13 protein-coding genes are annotated in these 17230 nt (G+C 35.7%); 3 read left to right on the top strand and 10 right to left on the bottom strand.

Features of this window, described 5'->3' with window-relative positions; all coding sequences use genetic code 11:
- Window positions 1-8: 8 nt before the first annotated feature.
- The 9 genes from pglZ to ADM90_RS22610 all read right to left on the bottom strand — a co-directional run bounded on the left by pglZ (window position 9) and on the right by ADM90_RS22610 (window position 14230).
- Window positions 9-2567 (bottom strand): BREX-1 system phosphatase PglZ type A, encoded by a 2559-nt coding sequence (gene pglZ / locus ADM90_RS22650; protein ID WP_053997121.1) that lies wholly within the window; start codon window positions 2565-2567, stop codon window positions 9-11.
- Window positions 2568-2794: 227 nt separating this feature from the next.
- The gene (locus ADM90_RS22645) at window positions 2795-3370 is read right to left on the bottom strand and encodes a hypothetical protein (RefSeq protein ID WP_152928071.1); all 576 of its coding nucleotides are present in this window, start codon (window positions 3368-3370) and stop codon (window positions 2795-2797) included.
- A 35-nt stretch (window positions 3371-3405) separates the two neighbouring features.
- Window positions 3406-4326 (bottom strand): RNA-directed DNA polymerase, encoded by a 921-nt coding sequence (locus ADM90_RS22640; protein ID WP_053997119.1) that lies wholly within the window; start codon window positions 4324-4326, stop codon window positions 3406-3408.
- A 103-nt stretch (window positions 4327-4429) separates the two neighbouring features.
- Complete coding sequence (gene pglX / locus ADM90_RS22635) at window positions 4430-7918, bottom strand: BREX-1 system adenine-specific DNA-methyltransferase PglX (RefSeq protein WP_053997118.1); 3489 nt, start codon at window positions 7916-7918, stop codon at window positions 4430-4432.
- Between the two features lie 11 nt (window positions 7919-7929).
- Window positions 7930-11502, bottom strand: a complete 3573-nt coding sequence (gene brxC / locus ADM90_RS22630) for a BREX system P-loop protein BrxC (protein WP_053997117.1) — start codon at window positions 11500-11502, stop codon at window positions 7930-7932.
- A 19-nt stretch (window positions 11503-11521) separates the two neighbouring features.
- On the bottom strand, window positions 11522-12088 hold the full coding sequence (locus ADM90_RS22625; protein ID WP_053997116.1) for a DUF1788 domain-containing protein: 567 nt from the start codon (window positions 12086-12088) through the stop codon (window positions 11522-11524).
- Window positions 12089-12090: 2 nt separating this feature from the next.
- Window positions 12091-12687: a DUF1819 family protein gene (locus ADM90_RS22620; RefSeq protein WP_053997115.1), complete on the bottom strand. Its 597-nt coding sequence runs from the start codon at window positions 12685-12687 to the stop codon at window positions 12091-12093.
- 26 nt (window positions 12688-12713) lie between these two features.
- Window positions 12714-12956 (bottom strand): TIGR04540 family protein, encoded by a 243-nt coding sequence (locus ADM90_RS22615; protein ID WP_053997114.1) that lies wholly within the window; start codon window positions 12954-12956, stop codon window positions 12714-12716.
- Between the two features lie 158 nt (window positions 12957-13114).
- The gene (locus ADM90_RS22610) at window positions 13115-14230 is read right to left on the bottom strand and encodes a PDDEXK family nuclease (protein ID WP_053997113.1); all 1116 of its coding nucleotides are present in this window, start codon (window positions 14228-14230) and stop codon (window positions 13115-13117) included.
- Window positions 14231-14640: 410 nt separating this feature from the next.
- Here ADM90_RS22610 and ADM90_RS22605 point away from each other — a divergent pair, with 410 nt between their 5' ends.
- The gene (locus ADM90_RS22605; protein ID WP_053997112.1) at window positions 14641-15837 is read left to right on the top strand and encodes an IS256 family transposase; all 1197 of its coding nucleotides are present in this window, start codon (window positions 14641-14643) and stop codon (window positions 15835-15837) included.
- Window positions 15838-16095: 258 nt separating this feature from the next.
- On the opposite strand, the gene ADM90_RS22600 is transcribed toward ADM90_RS22605, so the two are convergent.
- Window positions 16096-16479 (bottom strand): helix-turn-helix domain-containing protein, encoded by a 384-nt coding sequence (locus ADM90_RS22600; protein ID WP_152928070.1) that lies wholly within the window; start codon window positions 16477-16479, stop codon window positions 16096-16098.
- A gap of 61 nt (window positions 16480-16540) precedes the next feature.
- Between ADM90_RS22600 and tnpA the strand changes: the two genes are divergently transcribed.
- Both tnpA and tnpB read left to right on the top strand, forming a co-directional pair.
- Window positions 16541-16864 carry an IS66 family insertion sequence element accessory protein TnpA gene (tnpA, locus tag ADM90_RS24415; RefSeq protein ID WP_053993084.1) on the top strand — a complete coding sequence of 108 codons (324 nt, stop codon included), beginning with the start codon at window positions 16541-16543 and terminating at the stop codon, window positions 16862-16864.
- The gene (tnpB, locus tag ADM90_RS22590) at window positions 16854-17210 is read left to right on the top strand and encodes an IS66 family insertion sequence element accessory protein TnpB (RefSeq protein WP_053994328.1); all 357 of its coding nucleotides are present in this window, start codon (window positions 16854-16856) and stop codon (window positions 17208-17210) included. Before tnpA ends, tnpB begins: the two co-directional genes overlap by 11 nt.
- Window positions 17211-17230: the final 20 nt, after the last annotated feature.

Here is a 17230-nt window from a genome sequence, read left to right as displayed (position 1 = left end):
CGTGGAATTCAAAAATCAAAGTCACTAACAATTCCCAAATTAATTTTAAATGGAACTTTTTCAGTTATAATGCCTGTTTCCGTATCCTTAATCATTAAGTAATATGTTTTATTGCGATCATAAGGGATACTCTTCATGACAAACTGTAACTTGAATGTACGTTCGGCTGGATTATCAAATGTGCGATCTCCAATAATCGTTTCTTCATTTGATAGGATGTTTCCTTCAGCATCAGCCATATAAATGATGACTGTACGAGGATTCATCTTTTCCTCCACCTTCTCCGTTTGGAAGAAGTTTAAATTGAAAATACTATTGGTAATTCTTCGAGTCGTACTTGTCAATTTAATATCCACTTTCGAAATAGCTTGTACACCCTTCTGTCCCGCACGTCTATTCTTGAAAGAAAGCAATGGCACAACAATCTCTTGTAAACTTGCACCGCCATGTACGAAGTTAACACCAGTTCCTTGCATCCGATTACGAATCGTTCCATTTGGAACATAGGCCGTCAATTCCAGTTCATTTTTAATGACAGAGGATAAATTAATTGCCATTTGACCTGGAAGATCTCTTTTTTCCTTCGAAAGAATGTAACGTCGTTTCACTTCAAGCTTATCCATTTGTACTTGTTCGATTTTATCGCTTTCTTCTAAAGGTTCCCGTTGATAAAGGAAACCATGGTCTGCCGTAATATATACATTTGTCCCGCTAAGATCATCCCTAATGATTTTCACCAAATCATATAACTGATTCAACGCCGTTTCCACTGCATTAAACGTGTAGATTTCTGTAGATGCTTTGTCACCCATCGCATCAATGGTGTCATGATAGATATAGATGAGCTTCTTCCCTTTGAATGTTTCACGTCTACCTGCTTTGTTCATGTCTCTTATATCTTGATAATGAATAGCAATGCTTTCTTCTACCACAGTTTCAATAATTGCCTTTCGATTTTCGAGACCTGATGAATCCTTGCCATTTACTAACACACGACCAGATGCATCAAAATCAATCGTTTTATGTGGAAGAAGAGAAGCCATACCAAGCTTTGTCACAGATGGAATAACGCTAAGCATTGTCTGTACATCACAAGTTCCCATCGTTTCGGCATTCAGTCGTTCTGCTAATTCTAATCCCACTTCATATCGCATCGCATCCGAAATAATGACAAATACTCGTTCACCTTTACTAATATGTGGGGCAACGATGGAAGAATAAAACCTTTGTTGACTAAGTACACCTGGTAGTGACCATTGCCCTGTCATTTCTGCTTTTACTGCTTGTGACCAATTTGTACTTAGTTCTCCCATATAACTATTTGTATAAAGGTGTTCTACAAGATTTTTCAGCTTCTTTAGTAATTCATGGCTACTTTCTTCGTCATAAGCCACATAAAACTTACGGTAATATGTATCCATGACGTGATATTTTTTGTAGTATGCTTCATATATGTCAACTGCTTGTCCTGAAGGGATTCCTTGATTATAATCTTTATGAAACTCTTGCATTTTCACTGTGTAATAAAGAGCATCATAAATATGGGTATATTTCTCGTAAAAGTGTTTTGCCCGTCTAAGCTTAATTAATTTTGTATACTCTTCATAGTCCTCAAGCTTTTCCAATAAGCTATTCGCAATGTAAATAATGACAGCTCGATCAATATAAGAAAAGGTTTCCGCTTGTTTAAATTCATCAATCGGAACAGACTGCAATATATTCGGAAGCTGAATTTCTTGTTCCACCATTTCTGCATAAGCATTAAATACTTCGTAATCGGTCTTGTGGTGCATCCAATGGTCAATGAAAACAAGGGAATTTGCTTTATTACGGACAGCGATGAAATCTTTTACGTCTGTTAAATACTGCTCGTTTACCGAATGGCTAAATGCTGTCACAGCCAGATGAATAAACAATGTCTTTAACGTCTTCGATTCACGCTCATAGCCATAATAGTTGGCAACATAAGTCCAGAACACATTAATATCAAAGAACTTGTCCATTTGTGCTAAATGCTTATTCTCGCTATCATTCAGCGTATTCATCAGAACAGTTCTTAAGACTGCCTCAAAGTCAGGTGTCCTCACATTGCAAAGAACACTCATAATTGCAAGCTCAATCGTTTCCTCACTATACGCCTCAATCTTAAATGCCTGAAACTTACGGAATCGTTCTTTATTGTTAAAAAACTTCTCATATTTCTTTATTACAGCTCGAAGCGACGGATCTATTTGAAGTTCACTTAAAATGAGCGAAATTCGATCAGCATAAAATGTCTTTGAATACAACACTGTATCCGCTAACCAGTTATCTTCTAAACTAAGTTCCATATTTGTATAAATTAAATAAGAAGATGTAGGATCTTCTTCCTCTAATAAATGCTTCGTATAAAATTGATTGTTTTCCGATAATGTTTGGACTTTAACCCCATCCATTGTCAATTGATCAATTTCCTCAATAAAATCCTCATCCTTGTCCACCCAAAAGACAATCTTACGCTGTTCTCCATCACTTAAAGGTTCCTTGAAGATGTCTTGGAGGGCGGAGACTATTTGAGTCATATTCATTCTACTCACCTGCTTTCTAATACAACAACTATTACTTATTGTAATCGCTATTTATTCCTTCTTATTCCCGTTATGCTTGTGTCCTTTAATTGTTCCTATAAGATAGTGCAGGAAACGATCAGGTCACGTTCTTACCAAGGATATGGCAACATTTTTCTTTATAGGTGATATAAGCTTCTTACATCTGTTGGCTTTGTTCTGGTTTATTTTTTACTGAATACGATAAGTCAAATGAGTAAAAATGATACCTTATTTTTCTTCAATGCTTGAAAAAATTTATTTCTATTGTAGTGGGGTTCTAACTTTTTATAGCACTGCCATTTATTCATGTACCATTCATGCAGTAAAAGCCATTTATCAGATTCAAAATTAAATGTAGTCAGATGTTCTATTTCTTCTTTTAAGAGACTTGATAACTTTTCTTCGCTATCCTTCCCTGATTTATAGATGATGCTTAGTAAAATGATTTTAGTAATATCATCATCGCATTTCTTATATAGATGCTCTAACTCAAAAACAGTAAAGTCGTAATTAATTTTTATTAGTGACCATAATAACCATTGGGATTCATTATGTAGATGGTTATTCATACTGATTTCTAAATTCTTGAATATTTCCTTACTTAACCTTTCAGAGACTAAGTCCATATACTTTAAAATTAACTCAACAATATTTTGACTTATTGAAGGTCGAATTAACAAATGTCCTATCAGGAAGGGTTCAATAGCAGTCCAACAATTCCTCAGGTCAACTCTGTTATAAAGCATTTTATACAGATATTTGTATGCTCCCTTTTCTCCCAAACTTGTAAGTTCGTCCGCTTTAAAAAATAATAACCTTAATGAATGCTCATCCTTTTTCGTATTGTACTTTTCAATATAATAATCATATTCACTTTTAACATCCCTAATCGAGTGATATGGATAAAGCAATAACTGAGATTTATTTTCAATCTGTAAGACTCAAATATTTCAATAATTTTATTTTTCAACTTGTGTACATCATATTCACTTCTAAAATAAAATTCATAATCATCTACATAATGCATAAACTTAAAGTCGATACTATGAATCTTAGATAAATCTTCAAGTTCCTCATTAATTTTAACCAACAGCAATTCGGAAATAATTCTTGAGGTAAAGGGGCCTGTCGGAATGCCTGAGGTTTCATTAGAATTAGTTCCTCTCACTAATTCATCCAAGCTCTTTCCCAAATTATCATTTTTTACCCTGATATTTCTCTTTGCTTCTTCCCTGCCTATTACAGCCCACTCGATGGAATGTGTATAAATACTATCGTAGAAATTTGCCAAATCAAACTTGTAACAATATTTATATCCCATTGATTCATTCATTTTGTCTTTTAGATTCTTAATATAGGTCGATTTTACAATTTTAGGTTTCTTTTCTCTAAATAAGGGAACGTTGAATACCGAAATATCTTCATATATCTCTCCCAAATAATAAAATGGATTGGATAATGAATGTCTGTTATTGGAGAATCTATTCTCTAACTCTTTATGCATAGATAACACATAATTAAATAAATGAATTTGTTTAGCTGGATTTGGTATTTTTATATTTCTTCTCGACAGGTCATTTTTGGAAATAGTAAAACTTACACACTCACAAGCATTCTTTTGAGGAATATCCAGTAAGTTTCTATAGTTTTCGAAAAACTTTTCAGAACTAAATATAGGTGGAAGTTGTTCTGGTAAATAACCATATTTAACCAACTGTTCCTCTATGTTTATCTTCATTTAATCACCTAAATTTTATCGTGAATAAACACTCTATTCTAAATCGCTTTTCCTCCGTATATTAGAAGAGGAGCAAACCAAATCAATCTGCTCCTCGAAAAAGCTAAATCTTTGCTACTAACCCCTTAAACTTTTCATAATTCACTTTCACACCATCATCCAAGTCAATTTCGATTTGCATGTCTGCCATGTGGTGCAATAGTTCATCATAAGCTTTCAACTCGTCAATTTTTTTATCGAGGCCCTTTAGCTCTCTCTTCGCATTGCTAATTTCTTTCGTAGTAAAATCGCCTTCTATAATTTCGAGCAAGTCTTTTTTCTCCGCATCCATCCGTACCTGCACTTCATGTAAATAATCTGTACGAATACGAGAAAGCGTTGTTTTATCGTAACGATGCATATAAATTAGACAATTAAACGCCTTTTCTTTACCAGAAGTAAATAGCCAATAAATCGGTCGCTTCTTATAAACTTGGACATGATCCTTATAGAAATCATTTAAGAAATAACGACGCAACGCTTCCCTGGCAGTTTCATTTGTTTTACGCCCAATTGCATCCGTAATAAAATCAAGATTCTCCTCAAGCGTTTCGTCACTAAACGTTACACGCACAAAATCAACAAATCTTGTCACAATGTCATCCTCGAAATACGCACCTGCTAATATTGGCAAAATGTTATCCTCATCAGCTGTGAATGTTTGATAACGTGAAGCATTAAATTCGCCACCAGCATAGATAAGACCTTCTTCATCAAGAGAATAACGACCGAAAGAACAACCGATAGCGTAGGAGATGAAACTTTTGATATCACGTTCTAAATGAGCTTTTCGAATAGTTACATCTTCATCCACTATATCTGGTGTTAATTCCTCTTGAAGACTGTAGATTTCAATGAAAATCCGATTTATCTCTTCCTCATTCTTTTTTAGCTTATTAAATAGTCCTGCTGTATAGTTCTTCCAGCGTTTAAAAACATCATTAACTCTTGAAACATTTTCAGAAACTCCAATGAAAGGATGTTTTTTATAATCCCAAGAAATTTCGAAAGAATCCCAATCTCTTTTTGAAATATCAATATTTTGATCAACAAGTTCATCAATTCTTTCAATTTGTTCATTATCAATAATTATTGGAAGTTTATTCATATTCCCTGCTGTCAAATTTAGGGTTGGAGCAATAATCTCAAATGATTTTAAAGCTACTTTAGTATTAACATAAGCTAAAATATATTTTAAATATTTCTCCTCTTTTAGAAACATCGAATCTCCCGATTGATCAAAGATAAAATCTGGTGGTAAATATCTTAAATAAAAATCTGAACTACCAATTCTCTTCCATGTAATACCCTTCCGAAAATAGTATGATTCATTCCTAATAACAGATCCTTTTTCTGCTTTTATTTGTTCTCCATCATTTTCCCATAACACGACATTATTATGATTTCCATACCACTTTCTACTTTCTCCACCACAATTATATTTTTTCCACTTATTAGACTGAGTAGAAATACTTGTTTGTTGATATGAAACTTCAAACCAGTTTCTCATATACAAATCATTATTTCCTGTCTGCATACCAGTACAGCAATCTGCAATTTCATTTAAAGTGGTTCCTTTTTCAAATACTGAAATGAAATTATTACTCACCCAATATGCAATGGGGTTACCTGGAATCTTTCTAAATTCTTCTTGATTAAATAAATAACGAAATGGAGTAGCGGAGTCTTGTACTGCCTCAATTGCTCTTACTTTCTTGTCTAATGCTGTTTTTCCGTCAATTAATCGTATATAAGTGCCTTTTATATCTTTTATTTTAGAATTTCTTAATACAAAAGTTGTTGATTGTACGACTTCTCCACCAATCTCCTCAAAAGCTCTCGGTCCGAGGTGGAGCATTGTGTCGATTACTTTGAAATCAATGATGTTTTGACGTAACTTTTCATAACTTGTTAAGAACATCCATGAATGCTGATTAATAGCTGAATATAATCCATTTTCTTTTAAATAATGATCAACTTCCATAAAGGAAGCGAATAAGTCTGATTTGGAATCAGGATAATTCTTTTTCAGAAAATCAGACAATTCATTGTTCATATTTCCAGAACCCATATACGGTGGATTCATTACAACAACGTCATATTGCTGTCTCATAATTTTCGTTTGTTTAATAAGCAATGGAAGTAGTTCTAATGATTGTTGACGTTTTTCCTCTTGAAAGATATCGGTTACTGGATTCTCTTTTATTTCCTTTAATCTATTTTGTAAAAATGCTGTATCTGTTTCCGTTATTTTGATAAGGGAACCGAATGTCTTAGCATTTTTATATTGGTCGAAAAATGCTTTTGTTGTATTAAATTGTTCAGCATTATCTTGACCAGCAATAAAAGTAATTGCTTCATCTGACCACCCATTGGTTTCCTGAATAGATGCTAAATTCATCGTCAACCCATCTCGTTCGATGCTTCGAAGAAATCTACGATTGTATTGGAGTGCTTTCATTACCACTGAAAAACTTGCTAATTGATAGGCACGATCGTCAATATCTAAACCATATAAGTTTTTCTCAATGATAAGGCGTGGAATTTCCCTCTCCATATATCCACACTTACTATAAATTTCATATAGGATATCAAACATATAAACTAAAATATGTCCGCTACCCATTGCTGGATCGAAACATTTAATATCTTCTACATTCAATTCCTTATTTATATAGGGAGCAATTTTTTCTTGAAAATCTTCTTGCTGATGTTTAATGAAAAACTCCCAGTTCATAATTAAATCTTCATGCTCTGGATGTGCTTCAGTCCAATAACGTCCAAGTGAATTTTGCACCATGTATTGCACAATCCAGTCAGGTGTAAATAGTTGTGTAGCATAAGGGATTTCTTCTGCTTTATATTTTGCCTTCGCTTTAAATACACGATCTTTTTCATCGGCAATGTAATATTGATAAAGCCAGCCAATAACCTCTATTTTCTCCCAATTATCCTCTGGAATCACTTCTTTATCCGTTAACTGACGGACAAATGAATCTGTTCCGAGCAAACCTTCTGGGAATAAGATTTCCTTATAATCTTCCAGTGTTTCAAACATGAATGGCATATAGCGGTTCAAATCATTACAATGCATTTTAATGAGATACTTAAATAACTCATCCGTTTTGTTGTTCATTTTCAGGTCATACACATATTCTTTATCCAACTCTAAATCAAGGGATAATGCTTCTTTCATCATATCTGGCTCTGCACTATCACCATGAGATGATGATAAAACCCGAACCTTCGTTGGTAAATAGTCATTCACTTCCATAAAACGAAGGGCAATAAAACGGTTGAACCACGTGTATGCCGTCTCTTCAATTACTCGGTCAAAGCCGATTTCATTAATACGGGTAACCAATTTATTCCTTTGTCGTCTTTCCAAATCAGAAAGCTGTCTGCCGTCGATAAAGACGGCATCGGAGCTTTCGACATTTGCTTTTTGAATAGAGTCGGCAGTAATCCCAATTTTTCTTGCTTGTAGCTCTACCCGTTCCAGCAGTTCTTTACGAGCTTCTGTCGCAAATTTTTTCAATGCACTTTTATTCATCTATTCCACCCTTATTCAACAAACTCTATTTGTTTATTTGCCTTAATGATCTGCTTTAACTTATTGGATAGCGTGTTGATGTATAGGTCTACATCTTCTTCCGTCGATAATGTTTTCACAGTAACAAGTTCGGTTACTTTTACCGTCTGTTTCTGTACGACCGTTTTAACAGGTGTCTCAACAATAGTACCTGCATTTCTTTTCTGTTCTTCTACTTTTTTACGTTGCCATTCTGTAATTTCCTGTTGAATCTCTTTTAACGTTCTATCTCTAAAACTATCGCTCTGAGAAATTGTTGCATCTACTTTAAAGATGTCCGTAAATTGGGCAAGGTTTGCTTTTAACCCATCATAATAACCTTCTACACGCAGTTTTGTTTCGTTTGAAACTCCGTATTGTTTGGCTTGTAGAATTAATTCATTATAATCCGCTTGTAGTTTTTCAAGGGCGTTTGTCTTTTTCTCATCTAATACTGAATTTATCTGTTGCTCCAATGCATGAAGCAACTCTGGGATATCCTTAATTTTACGATAAGGAATTGGATCTTGAATGATATTTCGAAGCTTGTTCATTGCTTCCTCTACTTCATTCCCAGATAAATAGGCTTTATTTTCATCGAATTTGATTAGACCAGCCAAACCTTGATCAAAGATTTCTTTCTGGTTCGTTCCGAAGAAGCTTTTTACATATACAATATCTTCTTCCCAATCAGCTAAATCATCTTCAAGATCTTTTAATTTTGTGAAGAAAGAGGAATTATCAAGCTGGTTATTAAACTGCTCAAAATACTCCAAACCTTTGTTAAGGAGGCTCATGCCAGGGTATTTCCGCCCCTCGAAGCGAGCTTTATATGCGTTAATTTCAGCAATCTGATTAGCAATAAGCGTACGTATATCCTTCACAAGACCGTCTTCATCATCAGCCAAATCTGTTGTATTGAATACTTCCTTACAAACCCGTTTAGCTGTACGAATGAGTGCTTCATCCACTTTCACTCGTTTTGTAATAATTCCTTTGTCCGCTTCAGTTGTCTTTCCAAAGATCGTCAATAGTTTGTTTGTATCCTTCTCTGGCTCCATGTATTCAGAGTTGTAGCGAATACGAATTCTTTGTTCTTTTAGTAACTCAGCTACCAGACGTGCGATATCGAGCTGTTTCCAGCCATATGGTTTGTCCTGAAAACGATCATACACAAGCTTTACTCGCATCTGTTTACCAATTTGCTCTTGTAGGTCGATAAACTCATACACCTCTCGTTTGGCAAGTTCATTAGGATTTGAACTAATTTGTTCATCAAATGAGATTTGTTGATCATCGGATGCCAATATGGAAATCAATTCACGTTCATTATCCAGATGCTCTTTAACATATCCTAATTTCGTATATACGTTATCTACTAATTGTTTTAATGCTGTATTGAATTTCTCTTTTACATTTGAGCCTTTAATATCCATTTTCTCACCATTTACAAAGAAAACAGCGTCTTTCACAGCATCTTCTAACAACTCCTGAACTCTTCGTCTTCGATCACGAACTTCAGCCAATTTATTGTTTAAAATGTTTTGTAAGTTTTCTGGAAGTTGTGGAATATTCTTTTTTCTACGATGTTCTTCAATACGCAATGCTTCTTCCATTTCCTCAACATAGATTTCATTGCCACCAAGTTTAATAATCATTTCTCCGCTTCCCGAACTCATCATCATTAATTCCTGATCCGATTTAAAATATTGCTCAGAAAGAGGAGAGAAAATTTGCACTCCGATACTCGCTGTTTGGCTACCATGATTTTTTTCGTCCATTTTTTGATTGAATGGGAACATATATTGTTTTGAATAAACAAATTTTTTATCACCATATAATCCGTCAAAAATATACGACCTTAATTCTCGCTTTAATATTTCTTCTTCAATTTTTGTATCTTTTATTTCCTTATTTATGTCCTGTTCATCATCAGTTAGGAACGAATAATTATCACCATTCTTCTGGATGAGTGTTTGTGAAATCAGTTTTCGTAAAGAAGCTTTGATTTTTTCTTTAAGCTGAAGTTTGTCCTCATCAATACGTGTAACCATAAGTGTTGCGATATTATCAATGTTTGCAGGAAGTTCCTTGATATACTTAATCATGAATAATACCTTCAACAAATCTACATTAAAAGGATCATCTTTTAGTGCAGGATTTTCTTTAGCACCCTCTATAACCCTTGAAATGGATGGGTTTAGGAATTCCTTAATCGTATCGTAGAAAGCATAGAATGGAATAAGCGAACCCTCTTCAGCATCTTTATAACGAAGTCCTGCTTCCTTAAACGCTGATAGCATAGAACGTTCCCCTTCGGATAAATGCTTCCCTGAAGAACCATGCTTCCGTACCTGTTCAAAAACATTTTGCAATAGCTTGAATTGGTATGGAACAAATGGGTACACATCCCCAAATTCTAAGTCGTTATCATAACCCCGTAAGTCTGCTGTACTCTCTCGGAAGCTGATTAAATTTTTGAGGATTGCACTCTTATTCGGATAATCCGCTCTAAGCTTATTCAATACATGCGGATATTTTTCTAATATACGCTTCTTAATAACTTCATCTACTGAAATGGATGATAGGGATAGTCTTGTATCAAAACGACCTTGAATTCGTGAAAAGTCGTCACCTTTTACCTTCACAATAGAATCAATGCTTTCTTGTGAAGTTACCATGATCCACACTTTACCTTGGGCATATGTTCCTAAATCCTCAGTTAATGTCTGGAGGTTTAGCATTAAGTTGCGACTATCGCCGATATATTGCCCAATTTCATCTACAAGAAATACTAAATGGAAATTAGGGCCTTTACTATCAATGTACTCTTTTACATCCTTGGCAAATTTCTCGATGCTAATTTCAAAGTTATTTACACCATTTTCAAACCAATTTCGGGCTGATTCTTCTGTCATATTCGTCGCCTTCACTAATGCACCGATGACAAAATCCGCATCAAAATAGAAGCTGTTGCGACGATCTTCCCATGACTCACCAGCAAGAGCCTTAAATTCCGTTTTAAACGTTTCATAAACTCCTTGTTTGTCTAAATACTTTTCCATCTCCGCAACGCCAGGAATATCCCCATAATAGCCACGATGCTCGTAAAACACCTTCATGAAGACACGTAGAATTGCATCTTCCTTTGATTTGTTATCGAGTGAGCTTTTTGAATCAATGTTAAAAAGAATCACTTCTGTATCAACATCCGCTGTACGTTTCATATTCGCATATACAAGTGAATCCTTGATTTTTTCCTCAAAGAAATCAACGGGCTTCTTTCCCTGTACAGCTCTGTTTTCTAATAAATACGCAAGAATTTTAAGGAAGTGTGATTTACCAGATCCGAAGAACCCTGAGATCCAAACTCCCATTTTATCTGTCTTGCCATTAATCCCCTTTTGATAGTTTTCATAGAACTTGGAAAAATGTCGATGTAGCTCTTGTGTTACAACATACTCATCTAACTCCTGATAAATATCCGCTTCGTTTGTTTGAGCAACTTTAATAACCCCACGAATATCACGTTCAATATCTTTTAAGAACATCTCTTTTAGTAGCATCTAATTTCCCCCTCTTCCTTTAATCAACTAAGCGGAATGCACGATAGTAGTTATCATCTTTGAATTTACCAAAAAGCTGTAAATCCTGACCGCTGTATTGCCCTGGATAAAACAAAATCACAGGGATCTTATCCAATACCTCTTGAAGATTATTCAAGATATTATGGGATCGTACAAATGGATATACTTTACCAACGCCCGTCAGGAAAACAACATTATGCTCTCCCATCTGTTCTTTAATTTTTTGCAGGAAGATTTCAGGTTTCGCAAATGTTGTCATGGCTTTAAATAAAGCATCTTTCCCCTGCCGTTCTTCCATATCAAAAATACGGTCAAAGATTCTTTTTTCTTTAGTTATCTCAATTAACATTTTGTATAGATCAAACTCAATAATTCTACGATTATAGAGACCATTATTAAATTCTTTGTGAAGAATTTTAATAAAATCCCGTACTTCTAATTCATCTTTTGGATCATAATCAAAGATATAAAAGCTAATTTCATTTCCTAATCCACGTCCCTCGATGAATTTGTCTTCCTTTATACGATTACTAATTTTCTTCAATCTTTCCTTCAAAGTAGCCATATTTACTCTCCCATCGCCTGAACATACTTTGCATCACCAATGCGGATTAAATGATCCTTTATTTGCTCGTCAACAATAAGACGACTTAACTCCTCGCCTCGTCTTTTTTTTAGTAATCCGCTTTCGAATAACACTTGCATAAATGCCCGTTTCAGCTTTTCCGTATTAATGGCACTCCAACTGGCGACCTTTTCACTTTGTTCCGCTTTTGTAGTAAAGAAGACGTTTATGTCTTTCTTTTCAATTAAAAGGTCGTTATTATGGAGTTTCTCGCCTATCACTTCATTCATGAATTCGAAAAACAGCAAATCTGTTTTCATAATGGCATATAAATTGATAACCTTCGCCATCTCAATAGAGCCTTCTAATAAGAGGTCAGCTAAACTTTTGTCAATCACTTCTGCTCTCCGCATAACGGATGGCAATGCACGATTGATTCTACCTTTGTTTTCAAATTGAAAGAGGTTCTCTTCAATCACTTTAGCTCTTATTTCTGATGATGTTAAACCCATTCGCTTTAATTTAATAACTTGTTTAAGTTCAAATAATAAATAGGATGCACCATTCAAACTTGAAGAGTATTCTAAATCTATTGTCATCTGATCCTACCTTTCACACAAGACTATTAACCTATTTCTTTTTCTAAAATTTTTCCAACAATCGCTAATCGTCTTTTTCCGCTTTGCTGTTGAACCACCTTGGTAAACTCATTATTCTTTATCAGCTTCTCCTGATTATGTTCGTACATACTCTTAATACCTTCTATAAGTTCATCTTCCTTTATTTCTTCTTGCCAATATGCATCAACCAATTGATTTAACGCTGTAGCTAAATCTCGTTGAGTGCGATAAAAAAGCCTTACTTCCACGAAGTTCACCTCGTACAATTGAATTTCACTTAACTCTTATTTTACTCTTACTCTATTTTTAATTCAATTTTATCCTGGCCATTCGACTTATTCTCCTAAAATGATACAAGAAACAAAAAAGACTTCACATCTCAACGGACATGAAGCCTTTAATGGTGTTACTTTGTTAACAACAGTTCGGATAATTCCTCCATCTGAATTCTATAACTGTCCTCGGTTGGGAACGGTTGCTCTGGTAACTTAATTGGAAATTGAACAAATTTTTTCTTTGTATGTTCTTCATAATCCTTTTCTGAATGAGGTATGCCAAGTTCTTTTCCTCCAAGAATATAGAGGGAGAATCCATCTATCATTTTCTGAAAGACCTCCGCAATTTTCTCAAAGGTTTGTTCATAATCCTCGTCTGGCTTGAAATAAACCCCAATTCTCCTTTTCCTAAAGCACAAATCCTTGTGAATAGTAGCAACGAGTTCCCTTTCAATACCTTTAAATGATTCGTACCAATCCTTTTCTGCTTTGTCGAAGTATAGCTCGACAAATGCAAGATTCCGAACATCTTCTGCTGAGCATCTATAAATTATCCCTGTTTTACCCGCACCGCAAGTAAGGATTCGATCATTTCGATTTGTCTTTTTATCGTAATGGAAATTTAGAAAGTACGGTATTTTGCTACGTAACACTTGTAACATTGCTCGCTTTACATCTTCAGTTCGGTCAAAGTCAGGTAGTGATGGATTTGTATTAATCTGCCCACAATGCGATGGATGAATTTGGTGGTTCACTAATTCAGCATTTAGCAGGGGATTCAGTTCCCTTAACAGATAAAAGTTCTTATATATATCCAAACGATACATTTCATTTAGTTTTTCCAATACAGCGATGGTATCTTCATGAAGCGAAAGGGCATAAAAATCAACAAACTCTTTTTGATGCGACTCAAACCATTTTTTCAGTTCATCCAAAATTTCATCATCGAATGATTTGGCAATCCATACGATAACTGATTCATTATTTTTTTCAATCATCTCTATTACTCTGTTCAGATACTTCTTATTTGCTTTCGTGACCTGTACTTCGATAATAACAGGAATTCTTCTCTTAGAATCAACTCCACGAATATCCATGTGATTGTATGCAATACGTTGTTCAAGCGTAATATTATTGACCTGAAATCCAAGTGCATCTGAAAGCAATTGCGGATTTTCCTTCAAGAATATAGATAGTAAATTTTCTTTCTTCGTACCACTCTTACCCATGCCATTCCATCCTTTCAAAATTTGATTATTCCTTCTCTTTTGGGTTTGGTAAAAAATAAATACATGAAAAAAGCACCTACCAGATTCGTTAGCCGATTCGGTAAGTGCTTTGCCTTTTATTTATATAATTATTCTTCAATTGATTCTTCAAAACCATCTTTTTCACCTCTTTTTGCTATTTTCTGTGAATTATAAAGGGGTTATTGGCTATAGTCAAGTATTCTAATCGAACACTTACTCGACTTAAAAATCATATGTATATCTTCTATATACTTTCGATATATGTTATATAAAGTTTTGTATACCTGGTATCACAGAAATGAGAGTATAAAATATTTTGTGTAAATAGAAAATTCCATAGAAAAAGGAAGACCCTTTCTTGGTAGAATTAAGTCACCACAACCAATCCTAGAAAAGAGGTCTTCCCTATGAATCAGTTTACAACAGAAATTGTCGATGCACTAGTCAAAAAACAAGATATTACCGAGGTTTTTCGTTCGCACTTGGAAATGGCGATCAACTCGCTACTGGCGACAGAGCTGACGGAATTTTTGGATTACGAAAAATACGATCGTATCGGGTTCAACTCAGGCAATTCTCGCAATGGGTCTTATTCGCGTACACTTCACACGGAGTACGGCGATTTAACGCTTCAAATCCCGCGGGATCGCAACGGTGAGTTTAAACAACAGACAGTGGTACCATATAAGCGCTCGAACGATACGCTGGAAGAAACGGTCATTCACTTGTTCAAAAAAGGCATTACGATGGCGGAAATTGCGCAATTAATTGAGAAAATGTATGGGCATCACTATACGCCGCAAACGATTTCGAATATGACAAAGGCTGTTTCAGAAACGGTAGAAGCCTTTAATAACCGTCCTTTGCACAATCGTTACGTCTGCGTGTATTTAGACGCGACGTATATTGCCGTGCGTCGTGATACGGTGTCAAAAGAGGCCGTCTATATTGCAGTTGGTATTCGTGAAGACGGCTCTAAAGAAGTGCTTGGCTATACGATTGCCCCAACAGAATCGGCCTACAACTGGCAGGAGCTACTACAAGAGCTCAAAGACCGTGGTGTAGAAGACGTACTTTTATTCGTATCAGACGGCTTAAAAGGCATGGCAGACGCTGTGTTTAATGTGTTTCCAAAGGCAAAATATCAGGTGTGCCTTGTCCATGTGGCACGCAATATCATGCATAAAGTCCGAGTAGAAGATCGCAAGGAAGTGTGCGAGGATTTTAAAACGATTCACCAGGCAAAGAACGCTGAAGCAGCGAAAAAAGCGCTCGAGACGTTCTGCGAAAAATGGGGCACATCGTATAAAAAAGTCGCACAAGGCTTACTCGAAAACCCGTATTTACTGACGTTTTACGGCTTTCCCAAGGCGATTTGGCGAAGCATCTACTCGACGAATTTAATCGAGTCGTTCAATAAGCAAATCAAAAAATATACAAAGCGCAAGGAACAGTTCCCGAACGAAGAATCGTTGGAGCGCTTTTTAGTGACGCAGTTCGAAGACTATAATCAACGTTTCGCCACACGCTGCCACATCGGCTTCAATCAGGCCCGTGCAAAGCTAGAAGAAATGTTTGAGCAGCTGCACGAACCGGCAAACTAGACCGGGACGCGCCAGCGCGAAATTTGAGTGTGTAGGAAAGGGCTAGCCCTTTCCTACACACTCAAATCAACACTTCGAACAAGGACAATTGAATACCCAGGTGATGAGTTCCCTTGAACGGGTGAATCGTCATTTACACAAAAATATTGACAGTACCACAGAAATCTATGTTTTATATGAAACTTATATTTATATTATTAATATTCTGTATCTGTTCTTTATGTAAACGGCAACAGAAAGCCTGTTACCGCCGAAGAACTAAATCTCCTTTAATTCGCTGATCAATTCTCCGATCACCTGCAATTCCTGCAAGAGACTTTCTTTTGACCAGTCCGCATCGAGGGTTGCTTCAAGGATTTCAAGTAGTATTTCTTTTACCTCTGCACTTAGTATTTCCCCGTCATGCTGTACCTGGTGATTGAACAATAATTCTTTTAAACCTATTGTCTCGCCTTTGTTCCAGTTAAGACTCGAACCCGCAAGTACCCATGGTTCGACTCCTAATGCTTCTGAAAGTGCCACAAGCTTGGGAAAGCTCACAGATTTTCTTTTTGATTGCTCAAGCCTATAGATGTACGAACTTGAGATGCCAGTTTTAATTGAGAGATCATTTAAGGAAAGTAAGCGCCAAATACTACACACCTTCTAATAATTGCCGAGTTTTGTGATAATCACATTAACATCAATTGTTAGGAGGTTTTTTATGTCACCAGAGGAACGAAAACAGATGTGGCAAGAACGCATCGATGCCTGTAGATCCAGTGGAGTGCCAAGTGTAAAAGCTTGGTGTAAACAAAATCAAGTAGGTGTCCAAAGTATGTATAGCTGGATGAAACGATTGGATACTGAACCGACTCACGTCGCTTATCCTCTTACACAATGGGTTGCCATCGATTCATCCAATTCGATTGAAGAAACATCTACTTTAACAGTTAAGGTAGGAGATGTTTCAATTGAAATTAAAGAAGGCTTCAATCATGCACTTTTTAATGAAGTGCTTCAGGTTCTTCAGTCACATGTTAAGTAAAACACCCATTGAACGAGTCTATTTAGCGACGGGTTCAACAGATTTGCGAAAGTCGATCGATGGATTGGCAGCGATTGTTCAAATGAGTTTTCAACTGGATCCTTTCTCTTCCAATCTATTTGTCTTCTGTAATCGCAAACGAGATAAGTTAAAGATTCTCCATTGGGATCATAATGGGTTTTGGTTGTATTATCGCCGTCTTGAAAAAGGCATTTTTCAATGGCCAGACGAACAAACATCCAACCCTCAATGCATTAGTCCTCGCCAATTAAATTGGTTGCTTGATGGACTTCCATTAGAACAAAAACAAGCACATCAAAAAATGGATGCAAAATTTATCATTTAAAGAGAGTTGACAATCCATGT

Source organism: Lysinibacillus macroides (assembly GCF_001281525.1).
Lineage (GTDB): Bacteria > Bacillota > Bacilli > Bacillales_A > Planococcaceae > Lysinibacillus > Lysinibacillus macroides.
The sequence above is the reverse complement of the archived record's forward strand: the minus strand, read 5'-3'. Positions and strand labels throughout refer to the sequence as shown.